The sequence below is a fragment of the Laspinema olomoucense D3b genome (assembly GCF_025370785.1).
GTDB lineage: Bacteria > Cyanobacteriota > Cyanobacteriia > Cyanobacteriales > Laspinemataceae > Laspinema > Laspinema olomoucense.
Map to the genome: position 1 here is coordinate 1 of NZ_JAMXFA010000048.1, position 23,549 is coordinate 23,549.

The window sequence follows — 23,549 nt, forward strand, 5'->3', positions numbered from 1 at the left end:
GCGATCGAGCAGTATTTACTCTACAAAGAAGTTAATTCCCTCAATGCCAACCTAGAGCAGCAGGTCCAAGAACGCACTGAGGAACTCCAACAGTCCTTAAAATTTACCCGCATTCTTAAACAAATCACGGACCAAATTCGCAGCACTTTAGATGTCAGTACCATTCTACAAACCATCGCCCAGCGGGTGCGAAATTTGCTGAATACCGATCGCGTGGTGATTTATCAGTTTGATGACAGCGGCACGGGTGAGGTTACGGTAGAAGATTTGCGGGAAAGCTGGCAATCGGTTCGGGGGGTGCGCTGTCCCGGATGTATTCCTACCGATGTTTCTAACTTGTATTTAAAAGGCCGGATCCGGGCGATTGATAATGTTGCCACGGCGGAATTGAGTGACTGTCATCGAGAGTTTTTAGAAAGCATTCAGGTCAAAGCTAATTTAATTGTCCCGATTCGGATGGGTTCAGATTTGTGGGGATTTTTAATTGCCCATGAGTGTGAACAACCGCGCCTGTGGCAAGATCAAGAAATTGATTTGTTGCAACAACTGGCGGATCAGGCGGCGATTGCCATTGGACAAGCGGAACTCTATCAACAAACCCAAGCGGCGGCAGCGAAAGCTCAAGCCCAAGCGGTGGAGTTAGAACAGGCGATCGAAGACCTCCAAAATGCTCAAACCCAACTGATTCAAGGGGAAAAAATGTCCAGCCTGGGACAGCTAGTGGCTGGAATTGCTCACGAAATTAATAATCCGGTTAACTTTATCTATGGCAATCTGAATCATGCCACCCAATATGCAGAGGATTTGTTGGATTTGCAAAAACTCTACCAATGTCATATCCCGGAGCCTCCGCCAGAAATTCAGGAGTTTATTGAAGAAATTGATTTAGATTTTCTGATTGAAGATTTGCCCAAAATGTTGGCATCTATGAAGGTGGGGGCGGACCGCATCCGGTCGATTGTGCTGAGTTTACGGAATTTCTCCCGGTTGGATCAAACGGATATGAAAGCGGTGGATATTCATGATGGGATTGATAGTACCTTGATGATTTTACACCACCGATTTAAAGCCAAAAGCGATCGCCCGGGAATTGAAATTATCAAAGAATATGGGGAACTGCCTCCGGTGGAATGCTTTGCCGGACAGCTCAATCAGGTGTTTATGAATCTCTTGAGCAATGCTATTGATGCATTAGAAGACTGGGATAAAGAGCGATCGCCTCAAGAACGCCATCAGGAACCCTGTAGAATTACAATTCGCACTACCGTAACGGGGGATGACGAGAAAAGAAATGCGGCGATTTGTATTTTTGATAATGGTCCGGGCATTCCCGAACATCTGCGATCGCGCATTTTTGAACCCTTTTTTACTACGAAAGAGATTGGAAAAGGAACAGGAATGGGTCTTTCCATTAGTAAACAAATTGTGGTGGATAAACACGCCGGAACTTTTAAATGTCTCTCCCAACCGGGTCAGGGAACTGAATTTTGGATTGAAATTCCGATTATGCAGTGCAAACCCTCTGCCACCGTAGAGGTGGAGACATCAAACCCCACCCATCTGCCCTCTTCCCGGTAGCTTGCGGAACCCGTGGGCAGTTTTTTCTCAGTTTGCAGGGAGGGTAAATGTTAGTTTACCCTTCCCTCGGTGATGAGCTTTGAATGCTGCTGTCTGAGGGCATAGAAAAAAGTTATCTTCACAATCAAATGAATTGATAGTCTCATGGAGAAGCACTCCCTGTAACGATTAACAGGAAAAATCAGCCGATATAGACTGACCCAAAAAAAATAGAAATCTTATAATAAGAAGAAATCAGGGAAGGTTGGGGATATCCAGTGGCCTGACGAATTAGTTCGCGCATCTACTCAATTGAATCCATAAACGAATAGTTACCCGGGTGGAAGGGCAGAATACAGGATGGAGTATGAGCAATGAAAAGTTTACTCAGGGTCACCGAGATAGAACCGGACGTCTCGAAGCGGGGAGGTTTTTTGATGAAGTCACCACGAAGAACGGCGCTCGCTCAGGGTACAATGGAACCGTACAAAACCTTGTCTGGGGCGATCGCCCGCATTCGAGAATCCCTGGATTTAGAACGCCTCTTTCAAGCCACAGTGACGGATCTGCGGCAATTATTAGATGTGGATCGGGTGGCGGTATTTCGCGTATGGCCGGAATATAAGGGCAGTTGGGGACAAATTATTGCCGAAGACGTGCGATCGCCCGCAGAAGCTGCATTGGGGGCAGAATTAGGCGATCGCAGCTTTGCGGACGAATGTAATACCTACTATCACCTCGGCGGTGTTCATGTCATCGCGGATATTTCCCAGTCCCCTCTCCCCGGGCCCTATCACGATTTTTTAACGCAATTACAGGTTAAATCTCACTTGTGCATCCCCCTCCATCAACAAGATACCCTCTGGGGACTCCTCTGGGTGCATCAATGTCGGGGACAGTGCCACTGGGAACCGAGCGAAATTGAGTTTCTTCGCCTCATGGCCTCTCACTTGGGTCTGGCCCTTGAACGATCTGAAGAACAGGGCCAATTCCAAGCCCAAACCTCACAATTAGCCCAGGCAGCCCGACGAGAACGAGCCTTAGCCACGACGATCGATAAAATCCGGCGATCGCTGGATATCCATACCCTCTTCCAAACCACCACCCAAGAAGTCCGCCAACTCCTAGACACTGATCGCGTCGGGGTCTATCGCTTCAAACCCGATTGGAGTGGCAACTTTGTCGCGGAATCCGTTTCCCCGGGCTGGAATCCCTTGGTGGGAAACCTGCCGGATATCGCCGATACTCACCTCCAGGAAACCCACGGCGGACGCTACCGCCAGAATCAAGCCCTCGCCGTTAATGATATCTACAATGTAGGCCATGCTCAGTGTCATATCGAACTCTTAGAAAAGCTCCAAGCTAAAGCCTATATCATTGTTCCCATCCTCGCCGGAGAAACTTTGTGGGGATTGCTGGCTGCCTATCAAAATTCCGGCCCTCGTCATTGGTATGAGTATGAGGTGGAGTTAGTCAGTCAAATCGGCGCTCAGTTTGGGGTGGCGGTGCATCAAGCCGAACTATTCGACCAGTTGAAACATCAAAAGGAGGAACTATCTCTCACGTTGCAAAACTTGCAACAGGCCCAAAGTCAACTGGTCCAGAGTGAGAAAATGGCGAGTCTCGGCCAGTTGGTAGCGGGGGTGGCCCATGAGATTAATAATCCTGTGAATTTTATTTATGGAAATCTCACTCACGTGACAGATTATACCCGTGATTTGCTGGAATTAGTGGAACAGTACCAGGAATACTATCCCAATCCCCATGAGGCGATTCAAGAATTCAGTGAGGAAATCGAGTCGGATTTTTTGAAGGAAGATTTGCCGAAGATTTTATCCTCGATGAAAGTGGGAGTAGAACGGATTCGGGGAATTGTTTTATCCTTGCGAAACTTCTCGCGGCTGGATCAATCCGAGAAAAAGCCGGTGAATCTTCATGAAGGGATGGATAGTACCTTATTGATTTTGCAACATCGCCTCAAGTCTAAAGGGGATCGGGCGCCAATTCATTTGATTAAAGAGTATGCTGAGTTGCCGTTGGTGGAATGTTATGCGGCGCAAATGAATCAGGTTTTTATGAATATTTTGAGCAACGCGATCGATGCCTTGGAAATGCACGATCGCGAGCGGACCCCAGAACAGATTCGTGCCAATCCCAGTTGGATTAAAATCAGCACTGAATGGGTGGAGAATGATGCCTCTAGCACCAGTTCAGGCGCAGTTTGTTCCGACGGGCCGGAAAACCCCGACTTGAGCAAGGGAAGCGGGGTGGTGATTCGGATTTGCGATAATGGTCCAGGAATTCCCGAGGAGGTGCGATCGCGAATTTTCGACCCCTTTTTTACCACGAAACCGATCGGTTCAGGGACAGGTTTGGGCTTATCCATTAGCTATCAAATCGTAGTGGAAAAACATGGGGGTTGTTTGACCTGTCTTTCCCAAATGGGACAAGGCACCGAGTTCCGAATTGAAATCCCGATTCAGCCGCTGCCGATGACTTCTCGGGCGGCATAATCTACAGGGTCAGGGGCGATCGCCCCTGAAAGCCTGGGTTTAGGGAGCAGGGGTCAGTCTTGATGGTATTTTATATACACAAAGCGGGTTTAATGTCAATCGCATTCTTCCGGATTTATACCTAGCTTAGAAAAGTGATGATAAAAATTAATCGGTAACAATTTCTCAATAAAAATACATGATTCTTGATGTTAGAAATTTTCCCCTCAATTTTCCGGGTTTTTAGTGCGATCGGCCAAATTAATCGTTCCAAATATCCGCTCAGTTGCCTAAAATTAGAAATAGACCGGCACGGGTGAACATGGCATCGTCGGTACAGAGGACCGCGACCACCCACCCCCAGACAGGAAGCCGCTTAACGGAACTGACCGGGACAGCAAACTAAAGACCCCATCCCATCACAAGGAGTATTGTCTGATGGTAGTATCTACCAACAAAAAACCGGCTGCCAACTTAGAACCGAATCGTCAGCAAAAGCAGCCCAAAAAGCACAATCACTATGGCTTTCAGGATTTCTTTTCCTTTCACCCCGACACCGGGATTGTCACCGACTGGAATGAGGGACGAAATACCTTTACCAGCGAAGACTTTATTATTGGCTTAGTCGAAGGGTTAGAAGAAGAAGTCGGCAGTGCCGCCTCAGTGATTATGTACACCATTGGCTGCGAATGGGGGACCAAAGATGCCGAATTTTTCAAAAAATGGTTTGAAAAAGAATATCAACGGGATATCCGCCAAGCCAATCTGATGTTCCTGCTAGAAACCTGGTGGTGGCCCTTTACCGCCCAAGGATGGGGACGCTGGGAAGTCGATCTGAGCGATCGCAAGCATGGATTTATGTTTATCAACCTCTTTGATTCTGCCGTTGCGCGCACCCTCGGCGATGTCGGAAAACCCGTCTGCTACATCTATGCCGGTCTATTTGCCGGATTCTTCACCTGCTTGGTCAACAAACAGTTAAGCTGCATTGAACTTCAGTGTTACTCAATGGGTGAAACCTACTGTAAATTTTTACTCGGCAGTCAAGATCGCATCGATGCCGCTGCCTTCTGGCAAAATGAAGGAGCCACTGCGCGGGATATTCAACAACGGTTAGAAGCCGGAGAACGCCTGCGATGAATAACGGCAAATCGTTATTACAACTGTCCGTCCAAGAGTATTTTAGTCAATGTAACTGGCAAGGAGAACCCCTAACCCAAGGTTCTAACGGACAGCCAACCGACCCCGCCTCCCGGTGGACCTTGGTGGTGGGGGATTATTTCCGCCTGTTGCCTTGGGAAGGGACCCCAGAAGTCGGTTCTTTTCCCAAACCCTCATCCTCTGCGGGGACCGCCTCCTCATCACAAGAGGAAGTGACCCTGATTGATTTACTGGAAGCCTTTTAGGACTTTCCACAGTGGCTGAAGTTGCGACAGCAAACAGCGACTTCAGTCGCGATTCACAGCCAATCCCGTACTGATAGAAAAAACCCGCACCCTCAAGGGTGGGGCTATACGAACAAAGCCCGCCTGCGCGGGCTAAAAGAGAAAGAATCGGCAGATCGTCACCCCAACGACTGTTGTTCTTAAACTTATCCCATCCTCCAATCCAGATCAGAAGACAACCATGCACCCCGAGATTGCGCGACTGCTAGAGCAAGCTGAACAGCGTTATTTACAGACGAATGAACTCGAACTCTTTCGACGCTATGCGGTATCCTTAGCTAGACGCATGGAGACTTATGAAATCCTCCGAGACAAAGAAGAGCAGATTTTTCAACCCGTAGCCGATCGCCTTGTCGCCGCTTTTCCTGATGAACGCCAGGACCTCCTAGAGCGATCGCTAAAACATTGGCTGCTGATTAGTCGCTACTGTGGGACCGCCATGCTATTAAGTGACCCCGACTTTCTGGCCTTACGCCTGAAAGATTGGATGACTGGATTAGTGCAAACGCACCAAACCCAAACTATCGAACGCAAACTGTACGAGTTATTACTTCAAGGGGTCAAAGCAGAACTTTCCGATAAACACTTCCCCCTGATTCAACCCCTATTTGAGAAAGCCAAAGCTATTCTATTGGAGGAGCCTAAACCTCAGTAGTTTACTCTTCAACTCCTCGAAAAAATATCCCCTACTGTGAATTTCTAAGCATAACCCTATGATTTCTATTTCCAACCTGCTGAAAGAACAACAACTCCCGGGCAATTATTTTGCTTATGATGTCTATGTGAAAGGCGACTTAGAACTGGGACTCTTGGAAAATCGCCGAGGCGATCGCCTCCTCGCCATCCCCGAAACCTTAATTTCCGCCATCTATAGCGGACTTGAACATGAAACCGGCTCCGCCGCCCGCCTCGTCCTCTTCAACTGCGGTAAATGGTGGGGAAAAAACTTTTATGTGAGATTTTGTGAAGAGATTTCCGATTACTATGGAAAAACCATCTCTCAAATGGAAATGGTTCAATTCATTCAATGCTTTCAGCAATTTTGGAAAACAATGGGTTGGGGTAGCGTTGAATTAAATCAAGACCATTATCAAGATGGATTCTTGATCATCATTGCCAAAAATTCCCCCTACGCAGACCAGGCCCCCAAATGGAATCGCCCTGTCTGTTTTTTAGAAGCCGGAATATTAACCGCCTTTTTCAGTCAATTAACAGGTAGAGACCTCCTCTGCCTGCAAACCACCTGTGAATCATTAGGGTCTGACAGCAACCGTTTTATTCTCGGCCTGAGCGATCGCATCAAACCCGCAGAACCCTGGATTGTCGAAGGCAAAGACCACGAAACCATCCTACAAAACCTCTCCAAATCCCCTCAATAACTCCCGGGTTCATAGTAATAATTTCAGTGTTTTTTTTGTGGGCGGATGGGTTTGACAGCAGGCGATCGCAATGTGAACTAGCCTACTTTGGCGAGGGTGAACTGGCTACAAAAACCCCTCGAAACCCACCCACAGCAAACCCTACTTATAACTGATAATAGCCCGTTCCGGAGAGGGGTCAAGGGCAACCAACTCATTGCGCTCAAAACCCGCATTGTGAAAAATTTGCTCGAACTCCGCCCAGGTATAGGCATCACCCCCAGGGGTCATGGTGAGCATGGTTAAGCTAAATCCCGCTGCCTGGGGTGGTGTTACTCGGTCTGGATTCGGGATAAACTCGACAGTAACCGCTCGTCCCCCGGGTTTCAACGCGCTGTAGACTTTCTCCATAAATTGCTGGCAGGTGGGCAAATCGAAATGGTGAAAGAAATTCGGAATCAGCACCAAATCGTAATCGTTCCCAAAATCAACCTCGAAGGCACTCCCTGGCAGCAAATGATAGCGGGAGGCAATCCCGGCAGCTTCTGCATTTTCTGCGGCTACCGTCAGCACTTCTTCCCAGTCTACAGCATAGATTTCAGCCTGGGGATGGTGTTTGGCGATGCTGATGCCATACATTCCATGACTGGCGGCAATATCCAGCACTTTACCCGGTTGAGCGCTGTTAGCACTGACTACAGCGGCTACGGTTTCCGATAAAGGCTTCATCATATTCATCATGCCCCGTGCAAAGCCAATCCATTTATCATGGTCCGTGGTGATGTCGCTTCCTTCTAATGCCGTCCCCCCTTTACGGACAGCATCGGCTAGAGTTAGACTGGCCTGGACGGACTGCGATCGCGCAGTCCACTCGACCATTCCACCGAGGTAGGCTGGGGAATTGCGGTTTAAAAACGTTGCACTATCCTCGGTTAAGGAATAGAGACCCTCCTGTTTTTCCAGTAGTCCCATAATCACCAGGTAATCGCACAGAATTCGGATTCCTTTTTCTGAGGCGGCGCTGCGATCGGCAATGGCGATCGCGGTTTGTGCTCCAGCAGCAATAGTCGTGAAGATATCGAGGGTGACTGCGGCGCTGAGTGCCGCAGTTTTCTGGTAGGCGCGAACGGTATCCATAATCAAGCTGGGATTTGGCATCATCTGAACCTCAAAGACACTCTCTTTATGATGGCAATTTTTTCCCGCCCTGCGAGCATTTTCTTTGATAACCCAGTCAACCTAATTAATTATACTTTTTGCCCCGAGTAAAAATGCTCTGGATTGGTTGTCTGATGGGGGAATGACAGCGAAGTTTAAAAGTATAGGAGATGGTTTTCATAACTTTCTGTCAACCTGTTAAAGTGAAGAAATCATATAAATTTTGAGGTTTCAAGGTTAACTCATGACTCCCGAAAAAAACTGGTTTGACACCGCCCGATTAGGAATGTTTGTGCATTGGGGCCATAGCAGCCAATCCGGTTATGAATTATCCTGGCCCTTGGTCGGAGGGGTATTTAGTTTACCCTACTGCCAAGATGTCCCGGTAGATGATTATCACGGGACGGCTCAAACTTTTAATCCAACTGAATATAATCCGCAATCCTGGGCACGTTTAGCGAAACAGTTGGGGATGCAGTATGTAATTTTAACAGCAAAACATCATGATGGGTTTTCCTTATTTCATACTCGGCAATCCGATTTTTCCATTGCCAATACACCCTACAAAAAAGATATCGTCCGAGAGTTTGTGGAAGCGATGCGGGCTGAAGGGTTGCGCGTCGGCCTGTATTTTTCTTTAATTGATTGGCATCACCCGGATTACCCAGCTTTTACCGAAGCGGATAAACCTTATCAGTTTGGTAAATTTCGGCAGCCTACGAGTTTTCAGTGGGAGCGCTACCGGGAATTTATGTTGGATCAAATCAGAGAATTATTGACCCATTATGGCAAAATTGACTTGCTTTGGTTTGATGGGGGTTGGGAGCGATCGCCTGAGCAATGGCAGCCTCAAGCGCTACAGGAAATGATTCGCTCCCTACAACCGGATTTATTGATTAACGATCGCCTCCCGGGATTTGGCGACTTTGATACCTGCGAACAATTCATCCCGCCCCAACCTCCCGAACGCACTTGGGAGGCTTGTTTAACCCTGAATGAAAGCTGGGGTTACAACCCCACGGATTCCCAATTTAAGTCACCTCGTCAACTGATTCATACCCTCTGCGAAATTGCCGGTAAAGGGGGAAATCTATTGCTGAATGTTAGTCCAATGGGAAATGGAGAGATTCAATTTGAGCAAGTGAAACTGTTGCAACAAATAGAGGAATGGTTAACCCTTCATCATGAGAGTATTGTCGGTACAAAAGCGGGTTTAGAACCGTGGCAATTTTATGGTCCTTCTACTCGCCGGGGGAATCGATTTTATCTATTTTTGCTGATGAAACCCTACGATTCAGTAACAGTTAGAGCTGTACCCATCAAGCGGATTCAGGGTGTTTTTATCGTGGGTGAAAAGCAACCCTTACAATACTCAACTCGATGCGCAATTGTCGATTCCCTGTTCAATCCTGACCCTCTGGGTGAGTTAACGATTCAAGTGCCGGAGCAATTTCTTAATCCCTATGCGACGGTGATTGCCGTTGATGTGACGTCATCGGATGAGAGTTAGGGGAGATTTGATGAGGGCGATCGCTGTTTTTTCAAACACATTTAAGGATTAACTGGCTTTTCGCGCCGACTCGATTAAAACCCAACCTATCACCAGCAACAGCACCCCGGATCCTAAAAAACCCAAGTCCCACAGCAGTTGATGGGGTCCAGGTTTGAGATGATGGATGCCGAGAATGTGGTGATCAATCACTCCTTCAACCAGGTTAAATAACCCCGCCCCCATCAGTAAAGCCCCAAAAAAGGCTTGCCCCGAGTGAGCAACTTTTGCCCGCGTCCCTGCCCGCCACAGCAGAAAGATTCCCGTCAGAGTAAGCAGCCAATCCGCTAAATGAAAGAGTCCATCGCCTAATGTGTTGATCTCCATCCCAGCAACAGTCATATCTGTTGTGAGACTGGAAAACATATGATGCCATTGCAACAGTTGATGGAAGATAATCCCATCAAAAAAGCCGCCTTGCCCCAACCCTAGCACCAAACCCGCAATGATCAGGGGACGATACTCGCCTGGAGTGGCTAGATTTGAAGTGCTGGGGTTGGATAATTCCTCGCTGTTGTTCATAGGGCTGCCAGTTTTCTTTTTATTATAGGGGCAGCTCAGTGGGTAAGGTAGGAGCAACGCGATCGCCTCGAATAACTCCCCACTCCAGCAGTCGGTTATTGCCTACTTTCATCGGTCCCGCCTAGGCGAACGGTTTTTAATTCGTGATAAAAAAGGGCTGATAGCTTAAACCATAGTATGTTATAAATCCTGAAATTAAATCTGTCAGAACTAATTTAGGACTTTTATATGAAGCTAATCCCCTATAAATTCTTGGAAGTTTAGACAGTTATCTATCGAATAACGAGGCATAAAAAAACACGGAATCAAAAGTTTCCGTGTTGGAAGTTTCACCCGATGTACAAGGTTAGGTTTAACGGCTAATGTAGTGAACCCAGAACTGTCCATCTGGAATACAAGTGCGGCGGATTAAGTTGTAGGAGTAGTTCAGATAAGCACCCTTTCCGTCATTGCGATAACCCGTTGGGAACCATTCGCCATAAGGGTCGTGAACGATAAATCCGTTGGCATCAAACCCGACTAAGACGATAATGTGACCAAAGCTAGTAAAATAGCCGTGAATCACACAGGGATTGCCACCACGTAGGTGGTTTTGGCAGCGTTCAATGGTTCCCCATTTGGTAAAGTCATCTTTGCGTTTATAGTCTCGGACAACACGGGCTAAATCTTCAGGTTCATGGCGGGAATAGCCGCGATCGAGACACCAGCGATATAACTCATCTTCCATCTGGCGATACCGATTGTCATAGCGGGGAACGCCTAGATATTCCAAACACATGGCGATCGAGGTAACATTACAAGCGCCGCTGGGATTGTAATAGTTATCCATCTGAGACCTAAAAGGTACATTTAATCGCACCGAAGCTGCCGGTTGCTGCGGTTGAGTGAGGGTGCGGTTTCCTTCTATAAGTTGAACGTGTTCTTCAAAGGCGTACCAGACTCGATTTCCACGAATCGCTTCTTGTAAGGTAATCCGATAATGACCGCGATGGCCCCGTTCATAATTCGCTAAGGTAAAACTTTGACCTGGTTCTACACTAAATTGCTCATTGGCAGTGAGTACAGAAGATTGCAGAGGTAAAGTTTTAAAAGTTGTTTTCGTGGTGGTTTGTAGGGAAATTCGGGGGGTCGAAAAAGTTTGGGCCTGAGCATTCATCAGGGCTGCAATTGTTTTCGGACCCAAAGCTTCTTGTTCTTCTTGAATCCCGTTGAGGTCCTGAAAGCGTTGATAAGCGGCGCTCGTCAGTTCACCAAAAACGCCATCAACGGGAGGCGTGAGTAATTTCAACTCAGTTAATCGCTGTTGAATTTCAGTGGTTAAAGTCTGATTGCTGGCGACTTCGGAGAGGGGGCAAATCTTATCAATTTCCAGGAAAATGGAATTTGGCTTGTCGTTAGTTACGGTCATAATCAAAGACTGATGGGCAAAATGCAGGGTATAAAGACGCTGCCAATTGGTTCTAGCGCCTGTAATTTTATTGCGGAGAAAATAACGGTTGCTCCGGAAATTGAACGCCACCTAATCCAAGATTTAACCGCCCGGTGAGAAAAGAGACAGGAAAGGGCGAGAATCCTTCTGGCAAGAAGTGATTCTCATGGGTTCTATTCCGCCCGGTTGCCCCACGCTGGCCGATCGCCCTGCTATCGTGGAAAAGACTATCTTGTTAACCAACGCGATCGCCCACTTTTATGACCGAAAAAGCACGAATTTGTATCCTCGGCGGCGGATTTGGCGGCCTGTATGCCGCTTTGCGCTTGAGTGAGTTACCCTGGAACCCCCCAGGAGCCCCCGAGATTGTTTTGATTGATAACAACGATCGCTTCTTGTTCTCCCCCCTCCTCTACGAGTTACTCACTGGGGAATTACAATCCTGGGAAATTGCGCCACCCTTTTCGGAACTGTTGGCTAATACCAGAGTGCGCTTCCATCAAGGCACTGTCTCTGACATCAACCTAGAGAATAGACAGCTCCATTTAGAAGATGGCATGGAATTCACTTACGATCGCGCCATCTTGGCCCTCGGTGGAGAAACTCCCTTAAATTTAGTCCCCGGATGTGCCGATTATGCCTTCCCCTTCCGCACCATTGCCGATGCCTATCGTCTGGAAGAACGCCTGCGCCTCCTAGAAGCCTCCGACAAAGATAAAATCCGCATCGCCGTCGTCGGTGGCGGCTATTCCGGCGTGGAATTGGCTTGTAAACTAGCCGATCGCCTTCAAAAGCGAGGTCGTCTGCGCCTGGTTGAAATGGGGACAGAAATTCTGCGAACCTCTACCGAATTTAACCGCAAAGCAGCAACCAAAGCCCTAGAAGAACGGGGAATTTGGATTGATTTAGAAACCACCACCGAAGAAATTACCGCCGATACCATTTCCCTGTTATATCGAGGACAAGTAGACCCAATTCCCGTGGATTTGGTGGTTTGGACCATCGGAACCCAAGTAGCGTCCGTGGTGCAATCCCTCCCGGTGAAGCATACCCAACGGGGTCAAATCGAAGTGACGCGGACCTTACAGGCGATCGACCATCCGGAACTATTTGCAGTCGGGGACCTCGCCTATAGTCTCGATGCCAGCGGACAACCTGTGCCCACCACGGCACAAGCAGCGATGCAGCAAGCGGATTATGCCGCCTGGAATGTTTGGGCCTCCCTGAGCGATCGCCCCCTTCTCCCCTTTGAATATCAAGGATTAGGCGAAATGATGACCTTGGGGATTGATAATGCCACCTTAACCGGATTGGGTGTCAAATTGGAGGGTCAAATGGCGCACCTCTTACGGCGTTTGGCCTATTTGTATCGGATGCCCACATTTGACCATCAGCTTAAAGTCGGCTTAAATTGGATTACTCAGCCCGTGCGTGAGTTTTTCTCTCAATCCGGTTTACCCCGTTAAGCTAACGTGATGTCCCAACCTTCGGTCATTTTTTTCGATGCCGCCGGTACCCTCTTTGGAGTGCAGGGCAGTATCGGTGCAGCTTATGGAAATTTTGCCCGTCGCTTTGGGGTAGAAGTTGACGATCGCCTCTTAAATCAGGCATTTTTTGATAGTTTTGCCGCCACAGAACAGGCGGCATTTCCGGGAGTCCCGCAAACCGAGATTCACCGCCTGGAATTTCAGTGGTGGGAGGCGATCGCCAAGGATACTTTCCAACGCGCCGGAGTCTTCCATCAGTTTGCTGATTTTTCCGCCTTCTTTAAGCAACTGTACGATTACTTTGCCACCGCTGACCCTTGGTTCCTCTATCCTGATGTGCGCCCTACCCTCGAATCCCTGCACTCTCAAGGCATTCCCCTGGGAGTTTTGTCAAATTTTGACTCCCGGCTATACTCGGTCCTAGAGGCATTGGATCTGGCGCAGTTTTTCGATTCTGTCACCATTTCTACCGTCGTGGGGGCTGCAAAACCAAACCCGCCGATTTTTGCGGCGGGTTTAGAAAAACATGGCTGTGCAGCGTCAGACGCATGGCACATCGGCGATAGTTATCGGGATGATTATCAAGGGGCGATCGCCGCTGGTTTGCGCGGGATATGGTTACGACGTAACTCCGATTAGAGACTTAATAAGGGTAGCAGGTGAGTTGCTGGGATTCCATTTGTAACTGTTCCATCAAGTCTTTATTCCCTAGCATTTTGGCTGCCTGCATCCGGCGTTCTAAACTCCGGCAAATGTTATTGCGGTGCAGTTTGGCCACCTCTTCCATCACCTTCTCTCCCGGTGGCGCATCCATGAGGTGCCTCACCCGCCCAGTCTTGGCCGTAACAGGTGCCACGGGGGTGGTGACAGTTTCTCCAGAATTGTACCGGGCGCCCCGATAGCTTAACTCATTGACAGTCGCCGGGACCGGAATATGCCGAGGATAGCGCACTTGCCAATCATTCCCCCGATATTTCCCCCCAATTTCTGCCTCCATGAGATTAAAGCCCTGGGGTTCCGAATCGTAGCCAATTCCCCGATAAGTTAGTTTCATATCTTTGTGCCTGTTCTAAATTAAGTAAATTTACTAAAGTTGGGAGAGGGTCGCCTTTTTAGGCTTTTCCTCTATTTCTGTATTATATTTTACCGTTTTGATGAAATAGTGGTTTTTTTAATAAAACTTAACAATTTCAGATATTTTCTAAGGCATGGGCCTTTCCCTCGTTTACGGGCGCGAAAGCCTTGATCCCTGATGATACCCAAAAAGGGGCCACCGGAATTAGGTTCAAAGGGAAGCGCAAGAAACGACAAAATTCGTGGCAACGAACAGGGGAGCAACTAAATTTTTTCTAAATTTCTTCCTTTGTAGCAAGGACTTCACTCATTTCCCAGCATGAACCCCCTGGAGTAACCCTAGACTCTGCCCACAGCAACAGGCGATCGCCCCATAAAAGAAAAAAGACCCGACTAAAATCAGGACGTTGAACCGGGTAGAAACTAAATTTATTCCTTTGTAATAACGACTTCATTCGTTTGCGCTCATTAACTTGATGGAGGAACAACCGAATCCGCAAACTCAAACAACCGATCGCTAAAAGAAACAATTAACTCCGCATAAGCTAACCGTTGCCGCCATCGTTCGGGAATGCCCAATTCTCCATAAAATGCACCGGCAATTTGTCCATAAATTGCCCCCGTTGTATCGGCATCATCCCCTAAATTAACCGCTAATAAACAGCCTTCTTCAAACGATTGACTAAGATAAAAAGCCCATAATGCAGCTTCTAAAGACTTCACCACATAACCCGTCCCTTGAATTTCTGGCGGTTGACGAGTTTTGAAAGAACCCGCCGCAATTTCAGCAATTTCCGCAACGAGGGGATGTTTTTGCCAATATCCCGGAATGGGACTGTAGTGAGGAGAAAGTAATTTTTCCTTACTGCTACCCTGGATTGCACCGATAATTAATCCGGCAAAATATCGGCAAGCATCGACTGCGGTAGCTGCACCGTGGGTAGTGCGTGAACTATCTTTTGAAGTGGCGATCGCCACTTCAGGATTATTCGCATAAAATAGGGGAACAGGTGCTAACCGCATCAGAGAACCATTCCCGGCACTCCGGGCATCTGTTGCCCCACAATAGGGTTGTCTCGTCTCCTGAAATCGACCTAGGGCTTGTTGCACCGTATTTCCAATATCAAAACACTCTCCGGTACTGCTGAGATATCCCGTTTGCTCCCATGTTAAATATTTTTCTAATTGGTGAATCGGATCAAACCCCTGTTTTTCAATCAGACTTTCTGCTAGACATAAAGCCATTGAAGTATCATCAGTCCAGTCTCCCGGTTTGAGGTGAAAAATCCCCCCGCCAACCATATCGCTGATGGGGGTAAAGGTCCCCGGTTTCTTAAATTCTAAGGCGGTTCCCACCGCATCACCCACGGCTAACCCCAGAAGACATCCACGATATCGAGCAATTTTTTCCATTAGTTTCCATTATAATTATTAGGTTAATGAAAAATCTTAAACGCAATTAAAATCAGGGCGTGAGGATTCGCTTTTAGGGGGATAAGTCTCGCAAATAGTAAAAGCGATCGCTCTGCCACTCGCTTCCCTTAATTCGTCCTAAATATCCCGTGAGAGGAGAAGAAAGCTCGATTAAAATTTCGTGCATTTCTTTTAAGGGAATAAAATGGTGAGGATGGGAACTCACATATAAAGCATGAAGTGCTTCTACCCCAGCGAGTTCTAAGCGGGCATTTTCTAAGTGTCGTTTAACCAGTTTGATAATGCGCGATCGCAACTCAATCGATTCTTTGACTTTATCAATATAACTATTAACTTTATCATCAGCCCATCCATACGGGTCTTGCCGCAAACACTGTTTTAATTTCAGCAAGTCCACGGACCCCTTATATTTAGCTTGCAAGTGAACTAGACTTTGCAAGGTTTCCGGATGGATGACATTCATTTGATTTTCAATTGCCACTTTCAGCGCATCCACAGTTAAATCTCCAGCCGCGACGATCCACTTAATAGCTCGTTCGGATCGTTCCGTTCCGAGGTGATTTCCAGCCCGGGTTAGGAGTTGAACGGGATTGTCAGCGATCGCGGTTTTGGGGTTTTTAGCACTACACTGTCCTACCATAAGATAAGGCGTTTCGCAATAAAAATCGAATTCTTCCTCGGCAATCAGCGACTCAGGAAGCAGTTCGGGACCGCTAAACCCTAATTTCAGCAACCCTTGGCGCACTAGCTTAGCAAACCCCTCGGCATCTTGAGAATGAGCCACAGTGGCGATCGTCCTAATCCAGGTTAAATCCGGGTCCTCTGAGATGACGGGAACCGGATTTCCGAACCCGAGAAACTGTTGCAAATCATCATCGAGGTTTTGTGCCGTAGGTTGAGAACGAGCAAGGTTGGCGATCGCCCCTTGCAAGGCATCTAATTCCGGATGCAGCGGGATGAGGAACTGTTCCAGTTGTGAACGACGGTATGCAAAGGTGCGATCGCTCAATACCGGCACCGAATCAGTCACGGCAATAGGTACAGGTAACGCAATGGGAATGCCGAGGCGGTCCTGGGTTGGAAGAGCACAAGGTAAGGCGATCGCCTCTGGGAGTCGATAAACCCGCAAATGAGCCAGAAAAATAGCACCCTGGTCCTGGAGAATTTCCTCTAAGTCTTCTAAACTCCACAAGGTTAAGCGAGACAGAGTAGGCAAAAAATTTCTCTGCGTAATGGTTTGGCACCCTTCACACCGCGCGATCGCCGCCATCTTCACCGTTTCTGAGACTTCCGTGGGTTCCTCCCTGCTCGGTGAGCGCAGTTGTGGGCTAAAATCATTTCTGAAATAGAGGGCAAATTCTCGTCCCGCCTCCAGAAAAATTTCTGCCACCGCCGCAATCGTAGCCCCTTGGATGAGCGCCTTAACATCCGGTGTACTTAAGCCTAAAGCAGTTGAAACTAACACAGGTTGGTTCATGATGCCATCTCTCGGGGACCTAGTAGAACAGGGTGATATTTTCCTCACTGGAGGATGATTAAACTGGAGAAATCATCTAAATCGCTTCAAGACTGATGCATCACTCTGTATTTCTAGTAGGCGAGGCAGTACATCAAAGGAACCCATCATATCCCGTGAAATCCCCAAATTTGCCTCAGTCTTGTCCGGTGTGATTATTTTCTCTCATCATCCTGAAGAAAGGAAGAGGCTGGATCAGAATTATTTTTACAAAAAGAATTTTAGAACAGCCATCGCCCTAAAAAAGAGTTGCCGACCCTCTTAAGCGATCGCCCACAAACGGAAACGCCGTTAACCCTGTATGGGTTAACGCGCCCAGATAGAATTTCCCTAACCAAAAATCGGGATGACTGGATTCGAACCAGCGGCCCCTTCGTCCCGAACGAAGTGCGCTACCAAGCTGCGCCACATCCCGTAATTTATCAGCATTTATCACTCTATGTCCTGCTTGCCAGAATTGTCAAGTAGTTCCTGGCAGATTCTTCCCAAAAGCGTTGAGGAGGGCGATCGCACCAGCGAGCGAGTTGAACCCTAGACCAGTATCATAAGGATGATGTCTTTTAAAAAATTTTAGGGCGTAAGCGTGAGTGTAAAACCAGATTGGCTGCGGGTCAAAGCCCCGCAATGGGAGCGCGTCGGCAACGTTAAGGAAATATTGCGGGATTTAGCCCTCAATACCGTCTGTGAAGAGGCATCCTGTCCCAATATCGGAGAGTGCTTCCACAACGGCACCGCTACTTTCCTGATTATGGGGCCAGCCTGTACCCGTGCCTGTCCCTACTGCGATATTGATTTTGAGAAAAAGCCCCAAGCCCTAGACCCCACAGAACCCAGTCGGTTAGCGGAAGCCGTGCGGCGAATGCGGCTGAATCATGTGGTAATTACCTCCGTGAATCGGGATGATTTGCCCGATGGGGGGGCAGACCAATTCCGGCGCTGTATTGAGGAAGTTCGGGCCGCTTCCCCCGGCACAACCATCGAAGTGTTAATCCCGGACCTCTGTGGGAATTGGCAAGCTTTAGAGGTGATTTTGCAAGCCGAACCGGAAGTGCTCAATCATAATACTGAAACCGTGCCGCGTCTGTATCGCCGGGTGCGTCCCCAAGGCAACTACGAGCGCAGTTTGGAATTATTGCGGCGATCGCGCCAACTAGCACCGGGGTTGTACACCAAATCGGGAATCATGCTCGGACTCGGGGAAACCGATGAAGAAATTCAGCAGGTGCTGCAAGATTTACGCGCCGTGGAGTGCGACATTTTAACCTTGGGACAATATCTGCAACCGACCCCGAAACATCTACCTGTGGTCAATTGGGTCACGCCTGAGCAATTTACCGCATGGCAGCAGCTTGGCGAGTCCTGGGGATTTTTACAAATTGTAGCCTCTCCCTTGACCCGCAGTTCCTATCATGCCGAGCAAGTCCGGGCATTGATGGAACGGTATCCTCGGATAAATAGCCGCAACCCTCAAATTGTGTAGGGGAAGGATTGAGCAAAACTGATGGATAATACGCCGACTTTCCCCGCCACCAAACCTCAGACCCTCGGAATTTTGGGGGCTGGGGTTTGGGGGCGGACTTTGGGACAGTTAGTGACCCAAAATGGTCATCGGGTGGAATATTGGTCTCGCAGTGGCGATCGCAGCTTAGAGGAGATTGTCACCGAGGCAAATATTCTCCTGTCTGCGGTATCCATGAAAGGAGTGGCCTCGGTTTTGTCCCAAGTCACAGCCCTTGGCCTTGCCCCAGATACCATTATTGTCACGGCCACCAAAGGATTAGACCCCCAGACGACGGCAACGGCGGCGCAACTCTGGCAACAGGCATTTCCTGCGCGCCCTGTGGTGGTTTTAGCTGGACCTAATCTCTCCAAGGAAATTCAACAGGGATTACCCGCAGCAACGGTGGTGGCGAGTAACGATGAGGGTGCCGCTAGTTTGGTCCAAGCGGTGTTTTCTTCTAGCAACTTTCGGGTTTATACCAATCCGGACCCCTTGGGAGTAGAATTGGGGGGGACCCTCAAAAATGTCATGGCGATCGCCTCGGGAGTCTGCGATGGTCTCCAATTGGGAACAAATGCTAAAGCGGCTTTACTCACCCGAGGACTGACTGAAATTATTCGCATTGGTACCCATTGGGGAGCACAAATGGAAACCTTTTACGGATTGTCAGGACTTGGTGATTTACTGGCGACCTGTAATAGCCCCCTCAGCCGCAATTATCAAGTGGGTTATCAACTGGCACAAGGCAAGACCCTGGCTGAGATTCTCCCCGATTTAGAAGGAACTGCCGAAGGGGTTAATACCACCCAGGTGTTAATTCAAAGGGCTAAAACTTTGCAGATTTCCGTTCCCATTTCTTATCAGGTGCATCAGTTACTCGAAGGCAAAATTACCCCCAAAGATGCGGTTGAGGCCCTGATGCTGCGGGATATCAAGCCCGAGTAATGTCCCAATCTACTAGCAACTGGAAACTAAAAGGGTTCTTTTGTGATCTCAATTCTAGCCCCCCGTGATCCGGAACGGTGGCGGTCGGTGATGAAAATTAACGAAGGGGCTGATAGAAGTCACCTCAAGTTGAGGTAATACTTTCTATACTTGCGTGTAGGGTTCAGGAAAGGGAATTTATCTGTTTCTGTAAAGAACCCTCCTGTTTGATGTAAAATATGGCGAATTCACCGAACGGCGAATTCACTGAACAGGGGCAGCCCGGTTCAGGTAATTAAACCGCCAAATCCCTTAAGTAACTCACCTTATAACTGATAGTAACGTTATGTAACGGGACGCTCAGATGTGACAGGAAGTCTCATATCGAGGGAATATTGATAACAAAGCAGTCAAGAACCGCGAACCACCGATCATCACCTGGAGACGCTGAGAAGATCACCATGCCAGGAATTTCTCTTTACCCTAATACAGAAGACGACAATCCATTATTGCCCTCCGACTTCGAGCTTGATGCTCCTGGGGACAATGACTTAGACCTGAGTTCCGATCCGCTTGCAGTGGAGCTGGAAATGGAGGAACCGGACACCGTTGAAATCTCTCAAGCCCCCACTCGTCGCACCACCGACCTGGTTCGGTTGTACCTCCAGGAAATTGGGCGCGTGCGGTTGCTGGGGCGAGAAGAAGAGGTTGTGGAAGCCCAGAAAGTGCAGCGGTATATGCAGATCAAAGAGATGCGTGATGCTGCCGCTACTGAGGATAATCCAGAACTGCAACGCTATGTTCGCCTCGTGGACACCCGCGATCGCCTCGCCTCTCTCTTAGGGCATCGACCGTCCTTAGAGCGGTGGGCCGCTGAAGCGGGAGAGCAAGTCAGCGACCTCAAGCCGATTTTAGCTGTAGGGAAACGTCAATGGGCCGCCCTTGCCTCTATGACCGTTGAGGAACTAGAACGCACCCAAGCTGAAGGAATCGGCGCGAAGGAACACATGATTGAGGCCAACCTCCGTCTCGTGGTTTCCGTTGCCAAGAAGTATCAAAACCGAGGGTTAGAGCTCTTGGATTTAGTCCAAGAAGGAACCCTGGGTTTAGAAAGGGCCGTGGATAAGTTCGATCCGACCAAGGGGTATCGGTTTAGCACCTATGCTTACTGGTGGATTCGTCAGGGCATTACCCGGGCGATCGCCACCCAAAGTCGCACTATTCGCTTGCCGGTTCACATTACCGAAAAGCTCAATAAAATTAAAAAAGCCCAGCGCAAGCTTTCCCAAGAAAAAGGCCGAACTGCCAGCATCGAAGATGTTGCTCAGGAATTAGAAATGACTCCGGCACAAGTCCGGGAAGTGTTATTGCGAGTTCCTCGGTCTGTGTCTTTGGAAACCAAGGTGGGCAAGGAAAAAGATACGGAACTGGGAGATTTACTCGAAACCGATGATATCTCTCCTGAAGAAAAGTTGATGCAAGAAGCCTTGCATCGCGAGTTGCATCACCTCCTGGCAGATTTAACCAGTCGAGAACGGGATGTGATTGGAATGCGGTTTGGATTGACGGATGGACATCCCTACTCCTTAGCAGAAATTGGTCGTGCTCTGGACCTGTCTCGGGAACGAGTCCGTCAAATTGAGTCCAAGGCCCTGCAAAAGTTGCGGCAGCCCAAGCGACGCAACCGCGTCCGAGACTATCTGGAATTGTTGAGTTAGGGGGAAACGCTCATCGCTTCAGGGGAGTTCTTTGACTCCAATCAGGCAATGGTGCGATCGCCTCATCAGTCAGGGTGGTTGGTGGATACTCAAACAACTTTTTATCCCCCGCGACTGCTATCACAAGGGGGACTATCTACTGGATAATATTGCGATCGCCTTTCACAAGTCGGGAAGGCGATTTTTGCGCCGGGGAGGGCCCTTTCAGAAGGGGGGAGTTTTGGCCTTTTAAAAATTGTTACAAAACTTAAAACTCTAGCCGCTAAAAATTCATGGACTCCCCTCAGAGTGAGGATTTTGTACCCGGTGTAACCACAACCAACCCGGGTCATTAACACCGGCTCCTCATTCACCCGGTCCAGTTTAACAATTCCATAATGCTTACCCCTTATGGCTTTGAGCAATTAGAGAGCCGGAGATTGAGTAGGTGCTAATAATTGTCAATAAGCCAGCTTTGTTGCAAATTCTCAAATTATTGTGTATCCTTCTCAATAAAGAGGGTTTCTTGAGAAGAGAAGAAGATTGCTATGTCTTTCTACACAGCGTCCTCGCTTAAAGCTGAATTAAACGAACGGGGTTGGCGCTTAACCCCGCAACGAGAAACGATTTTACAAGTGTTTCAAAACCTTCCGAAAGGTGAGCATCTGAGTGCTGAAGACCTCTACGAACTTTTGCAAGAGGAAGGAGAAGGAATCAGTTTATCTACCATCTATCGCACCGTAAAATTAATGGCGAGGATGGGAATTTTACGCGAATTAGAGTTAGCAGAAGGACACAAACATTACGAAATTAATCAACCCTATCCTCACCATCATCACCATCTGATTTGTGTCAGATGTAACAAAACCATTGAATTTAAAAGCGATTCCATCTTAAAAGTAGGGATTAAAACCACCACTAAAGAAGGATACCACCTGCTCGATTGTCAACTGACCATCCATGCGGTTTGTCCCACCTGTCAGCGCGCCTTAGTGCCAATTTAGGGGCAGAACTTAACCCTTCTACCCCCAACAGTGCTAACTAGAAATAACCCACGCGAGTATCGATCAGTCCCCGTTGTTTTAAAATTTTGGCGCGGTTTTCAGCAACCTCCCGGCGCAGATTGGAACCAGCATGAATGTAAGTCCCCAATCGGTTCTCGGCCTCAAACGCATCGGGAAAAATTTCCCGAACGGCGCTGAGGGTAAAATTACTGCGTTTAGGAACGACAACTATATAAAACTTGCGATCCAAAGCTTGGTTAGTCTCAGCACTCGCCACCCCAGAGGGAACTAATCCAAAACTCATTTGAAACTCTTTGAGGGCTTGTTCCGTGCGGGGGCCAAAAGTGCCATCGGCGACACCGATCGCATATCCTGCTGCAATTAACCGTTCTTGAAGAGATTTAACAGCAATGCTGCGATCGCCCAGTTTCAAATTTACCGTCGCGTTTCCCGTGGCGATCGGGGTTACAGGTTGCCAGGATGGAGCCGCCGGAATCCGTGCTAATTGTTGGTCTAAAACCCCACGAGTAGTCGGTCCCACCTGTCCCGTCCGCTGGAGATTAAATGCCTGTTGGAAGCGCAAAACCGCCTGTTCTGTCTCCAAATCAAACTGACCTGTAGCGGCACGATTCAAATACCCTAACTGTCTTAACTGGTCCTGGAGGGCGCTCACCTGTAGACCCGAGTTTCCCAAACCCAGCACTTGATTGGTCGTTCCCACTTGGGTCACTGGACCAAAACTGGCAGCCGGTCGTAATAATCGCTCGATCGCCGTTAACGTCTCTGGATCCACTCTCCCCGTCACCGGCAGGCCATTATCACGCTGAAAACGCCTCACCGCGTCCTCGGTGATCTCACCATAAAAGCGAGTTGGCTCCGTATTAAAATAGCCCAACTGCTGTAAGCGCACTTGAATCGATCGCACCGCTTCACTCTCATCCCCTCGTTGGTAGGCCAAAACCTGGGTCGCCATGCTCAGCAGTGCGACAGTAATGGCCACAGAGAACCAGCCAATCAACCCAGCACTAGAGAAATTTTTTCCTTTAAAGCCTGCAAAAAATTTTCTGACCCCTGGGGCCAGCGGTTCTAAGGGGGCGAGAGGGGCATCATAGACAAGGAATAATTGAAGATAGGCAAAAGTTTCCATAGTGGTGTCGTTAAGGTGGAGTCAAAATACATCTGCCACCTTTATAGCAGCTTTTATCGACACCGCGAACTTTCCATACCCCGGTACAACCTGATTCAAGCGGTTGCTGCCAGAAGATTTCCCCCCTTCCCACGAAAGATAGCACTCAGGAGCGATCGCCACGTTCCCCTTCTTGCTTATCCATGAATATTCCCTCTATAAGATAGGTTAAATAGCAGCAATTATAACCCTGAAATTTGCCCTGAAATTTGCCCT

General features: G+C 48.4%; 22 protein-coding genes and 1 tRNA gene. 14 read left to right on the forward strand and 9 right to left on the reverse strand.

Annotated elements, in window-relative coordinates:
- The 6 genes from NG792_RS24920 to NG792_RS24945 form a co-directional block, all read left to right on the forward strand.
- Positions 1-1,578 (forward strand): GAF domain-containing sensor histidine kinase (locus NG792_RS24920; RefSeq protein ID WP_261237178.1); only part of this gene is annotated, 1,578 nt, incomplete at its 5' end.
- 416 nt (positions 1,579-1,994) lie between these two features.
- Positions 1,995-4,070, forward strand: a complete 2,076-nt coding sequence (locus NG792_RS24925; protein ID WP_261237179.1) for a GAF domain-containing sensor histidine kinase — start codon at positions 1,995-1,997, stop codon at positions 4,068-4,070.
- A 417-nt stretch (positions 4,071-4,487) separates the two neighbouring features.
- A complete protein-coding gene (locus NG792_RS24930) occupies positions 4,488-5,189 on the forward strand; it encodes a V4R domain-containing protein (protein ID WP_261200868.1) in 702 nt (233 codons plus the stop codon).
- The gene (locus NG792_RS24935) at positions 5,186-5,455 is read left to right on the forward strand and encodes a hypothetical protein (RefSeq protein WP_261200867.1); all 270 of its coding nucleotides are present in this window, start codon (positions 5,186-5,188) and stop codon (positions 5,453-5,455) included. Before NG792_RS24930 ends, NG792_RS24935 begins: the two co-directional genes overlap by 4 nt.
- 220 nt (positions 5,456-5,675) lie before the next feature.
- Positions 5,676-6,149 carry a globin family protein gene (locus NG792_RS24940; protein ID WP_261237180.1) on the forward strand — a complete coding sequence of 158 codons (474 nt, stop codon included), beginning with the start codon at positions 5,676-5,678 and terminating at the stop codon, positions 6,147-6,149.
- A 58-nt stretch (positions 6,150-6,207) separates the two neighbouring features.
- Complete coding sequence (locus NG792_RS24945) at positions 6,208-6,873, forward strand: V4R domain-containing protein (RefSeq protein ID WP_261200865.1); 666 nt, start codon at positions 6,208-6,210, stop codon at positions 6,871-6,873.
- Between the two features lie 141 nt (positions 6,874-7,014).
- Here the strand turns inward: NG792_RS24945 and NG792_RS24950 are convergent, their stop codons facing one another.
- The gene (locus tag NG792_RS24950; RefSeq protein WP_261200864.1) at positions 7,015-8,013 is read right to left on the reverse strand and encodes a class I SAM-dependent methyltransferase; all 999 of its coding nucleotides are present in this window, start codon (positions 8,011-8,013) and stop codon (positions 7,015-7,017) included.
- A 241-nt stretch (positions 8,014-8,254) separates the two neighbouring features.
- Here NG792_RS24950 and NG792_RS24955 point away from each other — a divergent pair, with 241 nt between their 5' ends.
- Complete coding sequence (locus tag NG792_RS24955) at positions 8,255-9,520, forward strand: alpha-L-fucosidase (protein WP_261237181.1); 1,266 nt, start codon at positions 8,255-8,257, stop codon at positions 9,518-9,520.
- Positions 9,521-9,568: 48 nt separating this feature from the next.
- Here NG792_RS24955 and NG792_RS24960 read toward each other — a convergent pair whose 3' ends face one another.
- Together NG792_RS24960 and NG792_RS24965 are read right to left on the reverse strand one after the other, a co-directional pair.
- The gene (locus tag NG792_RS24960; RefSeq protein ID WP_261237182.1) at positions 9,569-10,081 is read right to left on the reverse strand and encodes a DUF2243 domain-containing protein; all 513 of its coding nucleotides are present in this window, start codon (positions 10,079-10,081) and stop codon (positions 9,569-9,571) included.
- Between the two features lie 352 nt (positions 10,082-10,433).
- Complete coding sequence (locus NG792_RS24965; RefSeq protein ID WP_261237183.1) at positions 10,434-11,489, reverse strand: C39 family peptidase; 1,056 nt, start codon at positions 11,487-11,489, stop codon at positions 10,434-10,436.
- A gap of 281 nt (positions 11,490-11,770) precedes the next feature.
- On the opposite strand from NG792_RS24965, the gene NG792_RS24970 reads away from it, so the two are divergent.
- Positions 11,771-12,976: an NAD(P)/FAD-dependent oxidoreductase gene (locus NG792_RS24970; RefSeq protein ID WP_261237184.1), complete on the forward strand. Its 1,206-nt coding sequence runs from the start codon at positions 11,771-11,773 to the stop codon at positions 12,974-12,976.
- Between the two features lie 9 nt (positions 12,977-12,985).
- The gene (locus tag NG792_RS24975; protein ID WP_261200858.1) at positions 12,986-13,636 is read left to right on the forward strand and encodes an HAD-IA family hydrolase; all 651 of its coding nucleotides are present in this window, start codon (positions 12,986-12,988) and stop codon (positions 13,634-13,636) included.
- Between the two features lie 4 nt (positions 13,637-13,640).
- Here the strand turns inward: NG792_RS24975 and NG792_RS24980 are convergent, their stop codons facing one another.
- From NG792_RS24980 to NG792_RS25000, 5 genes are all read right to left on the reverse strand, one after another.
- On the reverse strand, positions 13,641-14,051 hold the full coding sequence (locus NG792_RS24980; protein ID WP_261200857.1) for a DUF4278 domain-containing protein: 411 nt from the start codon (positions 14,049-14,051) through the stop codon (positions 13,641-13,643).
- A 295-nt stretch (positions 14,052-14,346) separates the two neighbouring features.
- Positions 14,347-14,526, reverse strand: coding sequence for a hypothetical protein (locus NG792_RS24985; protein ID WP_261237185.1), 180 nt, complete (start codon positions 14,524-14,526; stop codon positions 14,347-14,349).
- A 13-nt stretch (positions 14,527-14,539) separates the two neighbouring features.
- Positions 14,540-15,484 carry an ADP-ribosylglycohydrolase family protein gene (locus tag NG792_RS24990; protein WP_261237186.1) on the reverse strand — a complete coding sequence of 315 codons (945 nt, stop codon included), beginning with the start codon at positions 15,482-15,484 and terminating at the stop codon, positions 14,540-14,542.
- 73 nt (positions 15,485-15,557) lie between these two features.
- On the reverse strand, positions 15,558-16,982 hold the full coding sequence (locus NG792_RS24995; protein WP_261237187.1) for a DUF1802 family protein: 1,425 nt from the start codon (positions 16,980-16,982) through the stop codon (positions 15,558-15,560).
- Between the two features lie 380 nt (positions 16,983-17,362).
- Positions 17,363-17,436, reverse strand: a tRNA-Pro gene (locus tag NG792_RS25000).
- 168 nt (positions 17,437-17,604) lie between these two features.
- Here NG792_RS25000 and lipA point away from each other — a divergent pair.
- The 5 genes from lipA to NG792_RS25025 all read left to right on the forward strand — a co-directional run bounded on the left by lipA (position 17,605) and on the right by NG792_RS25025 (position 22,147).
- Positions 17,605-18,501, forward strand: coding sequence for a lipoyl synthase (lipA, locus tag NG792_RS25005; protein WP_261237188.1), 897 nt, complete (start codon positions 17,605-17,607; stop codon positions 18,499-18,501).
- A 21-nt stretch (positions 18,502-18,522) separates the two neighbouring features.
- On the forward strand, positions 18,523-19,467 hold the full coding sequence (locus NG792_RS25010) for an NAD(P)H-dependent glycerol-3-phosphate dehydrogenase (RefSeq protein WP_261237189.1): 945 nt from the start codon (positions 18,523-18,525) through the stop codon (positions 19,465-19,467).
- Between the two features lie 440 nt (positions 19,468-19,907).
- Entirely contained in the window at positions 19,908-21,164 is a 1,257-nt protein-coding gene (gene sigC / locus NG792_RS25015) for an RNA polymerase sigma factor SigC (protein ID WP_261200852.1), read from the forward strand.
- 31 nt (positions 21,165-21,195) lie between these two features.
- Entirely contained in the window at positions 21,196-21,396 is a 201-nt protein-coding gene (locus NG792_RS25020) for a hypothetical protein (RefSeq protein ID WP_261200851.1), read from the forward strand.
- 295 nt (positions 21,397-21,691) lie between these two features.
- Positions 21,692-22,147, forward strand: coding sequence for a Fur family transcriptional regulator (locus NG792_RS25025; RefSeq protein ID WP_261200850.1), 456 nt, complete (start codon positions 21,692-21,694; stop codon positions 22,145-22,147).
- Positions 22,148-22,184: 37 nt separating this feature from the next.
- Here the strand turns inward: NG792_RS25025 and NG792_RS25030 are convergent, their stop codons facing one another.
- Entirely contained in the window at positions 22,185-23,294 is a 1,110-nt protein-coding gene (locus NG792_RS25030; protein WP_261237190.1) for a peptidoglycan-binding domain-containing protein, read from the reverse strand.
- Between the last annotated feature and the right edge of the window lie 255 nt (positions 23,295-23,549).

Excerpts from the sequence above, each read along its gene's own strand:
- NG792_RS24950 (WP_261200864.1), bottom strand. The coding sequence starts at position 8,013 with ATGATGCCAAATCCCAGCTTGATTATGGATACCGTTCGCGCCTACCAG.
- NG792_RS24985 (WP_261237185.1), bottom strand. The coding sequence starts at position 14,526 with ATGAAGTCGTTATTACAAAGGAATAAATTTAGTTTCTACCCGGTTCAA.
- NG792_RS24925 (WP_261237179.1), top strand. The coding sequence starts at position 1,995 with ATGAAGTCACCACGAAGAACGGCGCTCGCTCAGGGTACAATGGAACCG.
- NG792_RS24975 (WP_261200858.1), top strand. The coding sequence starts at position 12,986 with ATGTCCCAACCTTCGGTCATTTTTTTCGATGCCGCCGGTACCCTCTTT.
- NG792_RS24990 (WP_261237186.1), bottom strand. The coding sequence starts at position 15,484 with ATGGAAAAAATTGCTCGATATCGTGGATGTCTTCTGGGGTTAGCCGTG.
- NG792_RS24970 (WP_261237184.1), top strand. The coding sequence starts at position 11,771 with ATGACCGAAAAAGCACGAATTTGTATCCTCGGCGGCGGATTTGGCGGC.
- NG792_RS24955 (WP_261237181.1), top strand. The coding sequence starts at position 8,255 with ATGACTCCCGAAAAAAACTGGTTTGACACCGCCCGATTAGGAATGTTT.
- NG792_RS24945 (WP_261200865.1), top strand. The coding sequence starts at position 6,208 with ATGATTTCTATTTCCAACCTGCTGAAAGAACAACAACTCCCGGGCAAT.
- NG792_RS24935 (WP_261200867.1), top strand. The coding sequence starts at position 5,186 with ATGAATAACGGCAAATCGTTATTACAACTGTCCGTCCAAGAGTATTTT.
- NG792_RS25030 (WP_261237190.1), bottom strand. The coding sequence starts at position 23,294 with ATGGAAACTTTTGCCTATCTTCAATTATTCCTTGTCTATGATGCCCCT.
- NG792_RS24995 (WP_261237187.1), bottom strand. The coding sequence starts at position 16,982 with ATGAACCAACCTGTGTTAGTTTCAACTGCTTTAGGCTTAAGTACACCG.
- NG792_RS25010 (WP_261237189.1), top strand. The coding sequence starts at position 18,523 with ATGGATAATACGCCGACTTTCCCCGCCACCAAACCTCAGACCCTCGGA.
- NG792_RS24940 (WP_261237180.1), top strand. The coding sequence starts at position 5,676 with ATGCACCCCGAGATTGCGCGACTGCTAGAGCAAGCTGAACAGCGTTAT.
- NG792_RS24960 (WP_261237182.1), bottom strand. The coding sequence starts at position 10,081 with ATGAACAACAGCGAGGAATTATCCAACCCCAGCACTTCAAATCTAGCC.
- NG792_RS24965 (WP_261237183.1), bottom strand. The coding sequence starts at position 11,489 with ATGACCGTAACTAACGACAAGCCAAATTCCATTTTCCTGGAAATTGAT.
- NG792_RS24930 (WP_261200868.1), top strand. The coding sequence starts at position 4,488 with ATGGTAGTATCTACCAACAAAAAACCGGCTGCCAACTTAGAACCGAAT.
- NG792_RS25025 (WP_261200850.1), top strand. The coding sequence starts at position 21,692 with ATGTCTTTCTACACAGCGTCCTCGCTTAAAGCTGAATTAAACGAACGG.
- NG792_RS24980 (WP_261200857.1), bottom strand. The coding sequence starts at position 14,051 with ATGAAACTAACTTATCGGGGAATTGGCTACGATTCGGAACCCCAGGGC.
- sigC (WP_261200852.1), top strand. The coding sequence starts at position 19,908 with ATGCCAGGAATTTCTCTTTACCCTAATACAGAAGACGACAATCCATTA.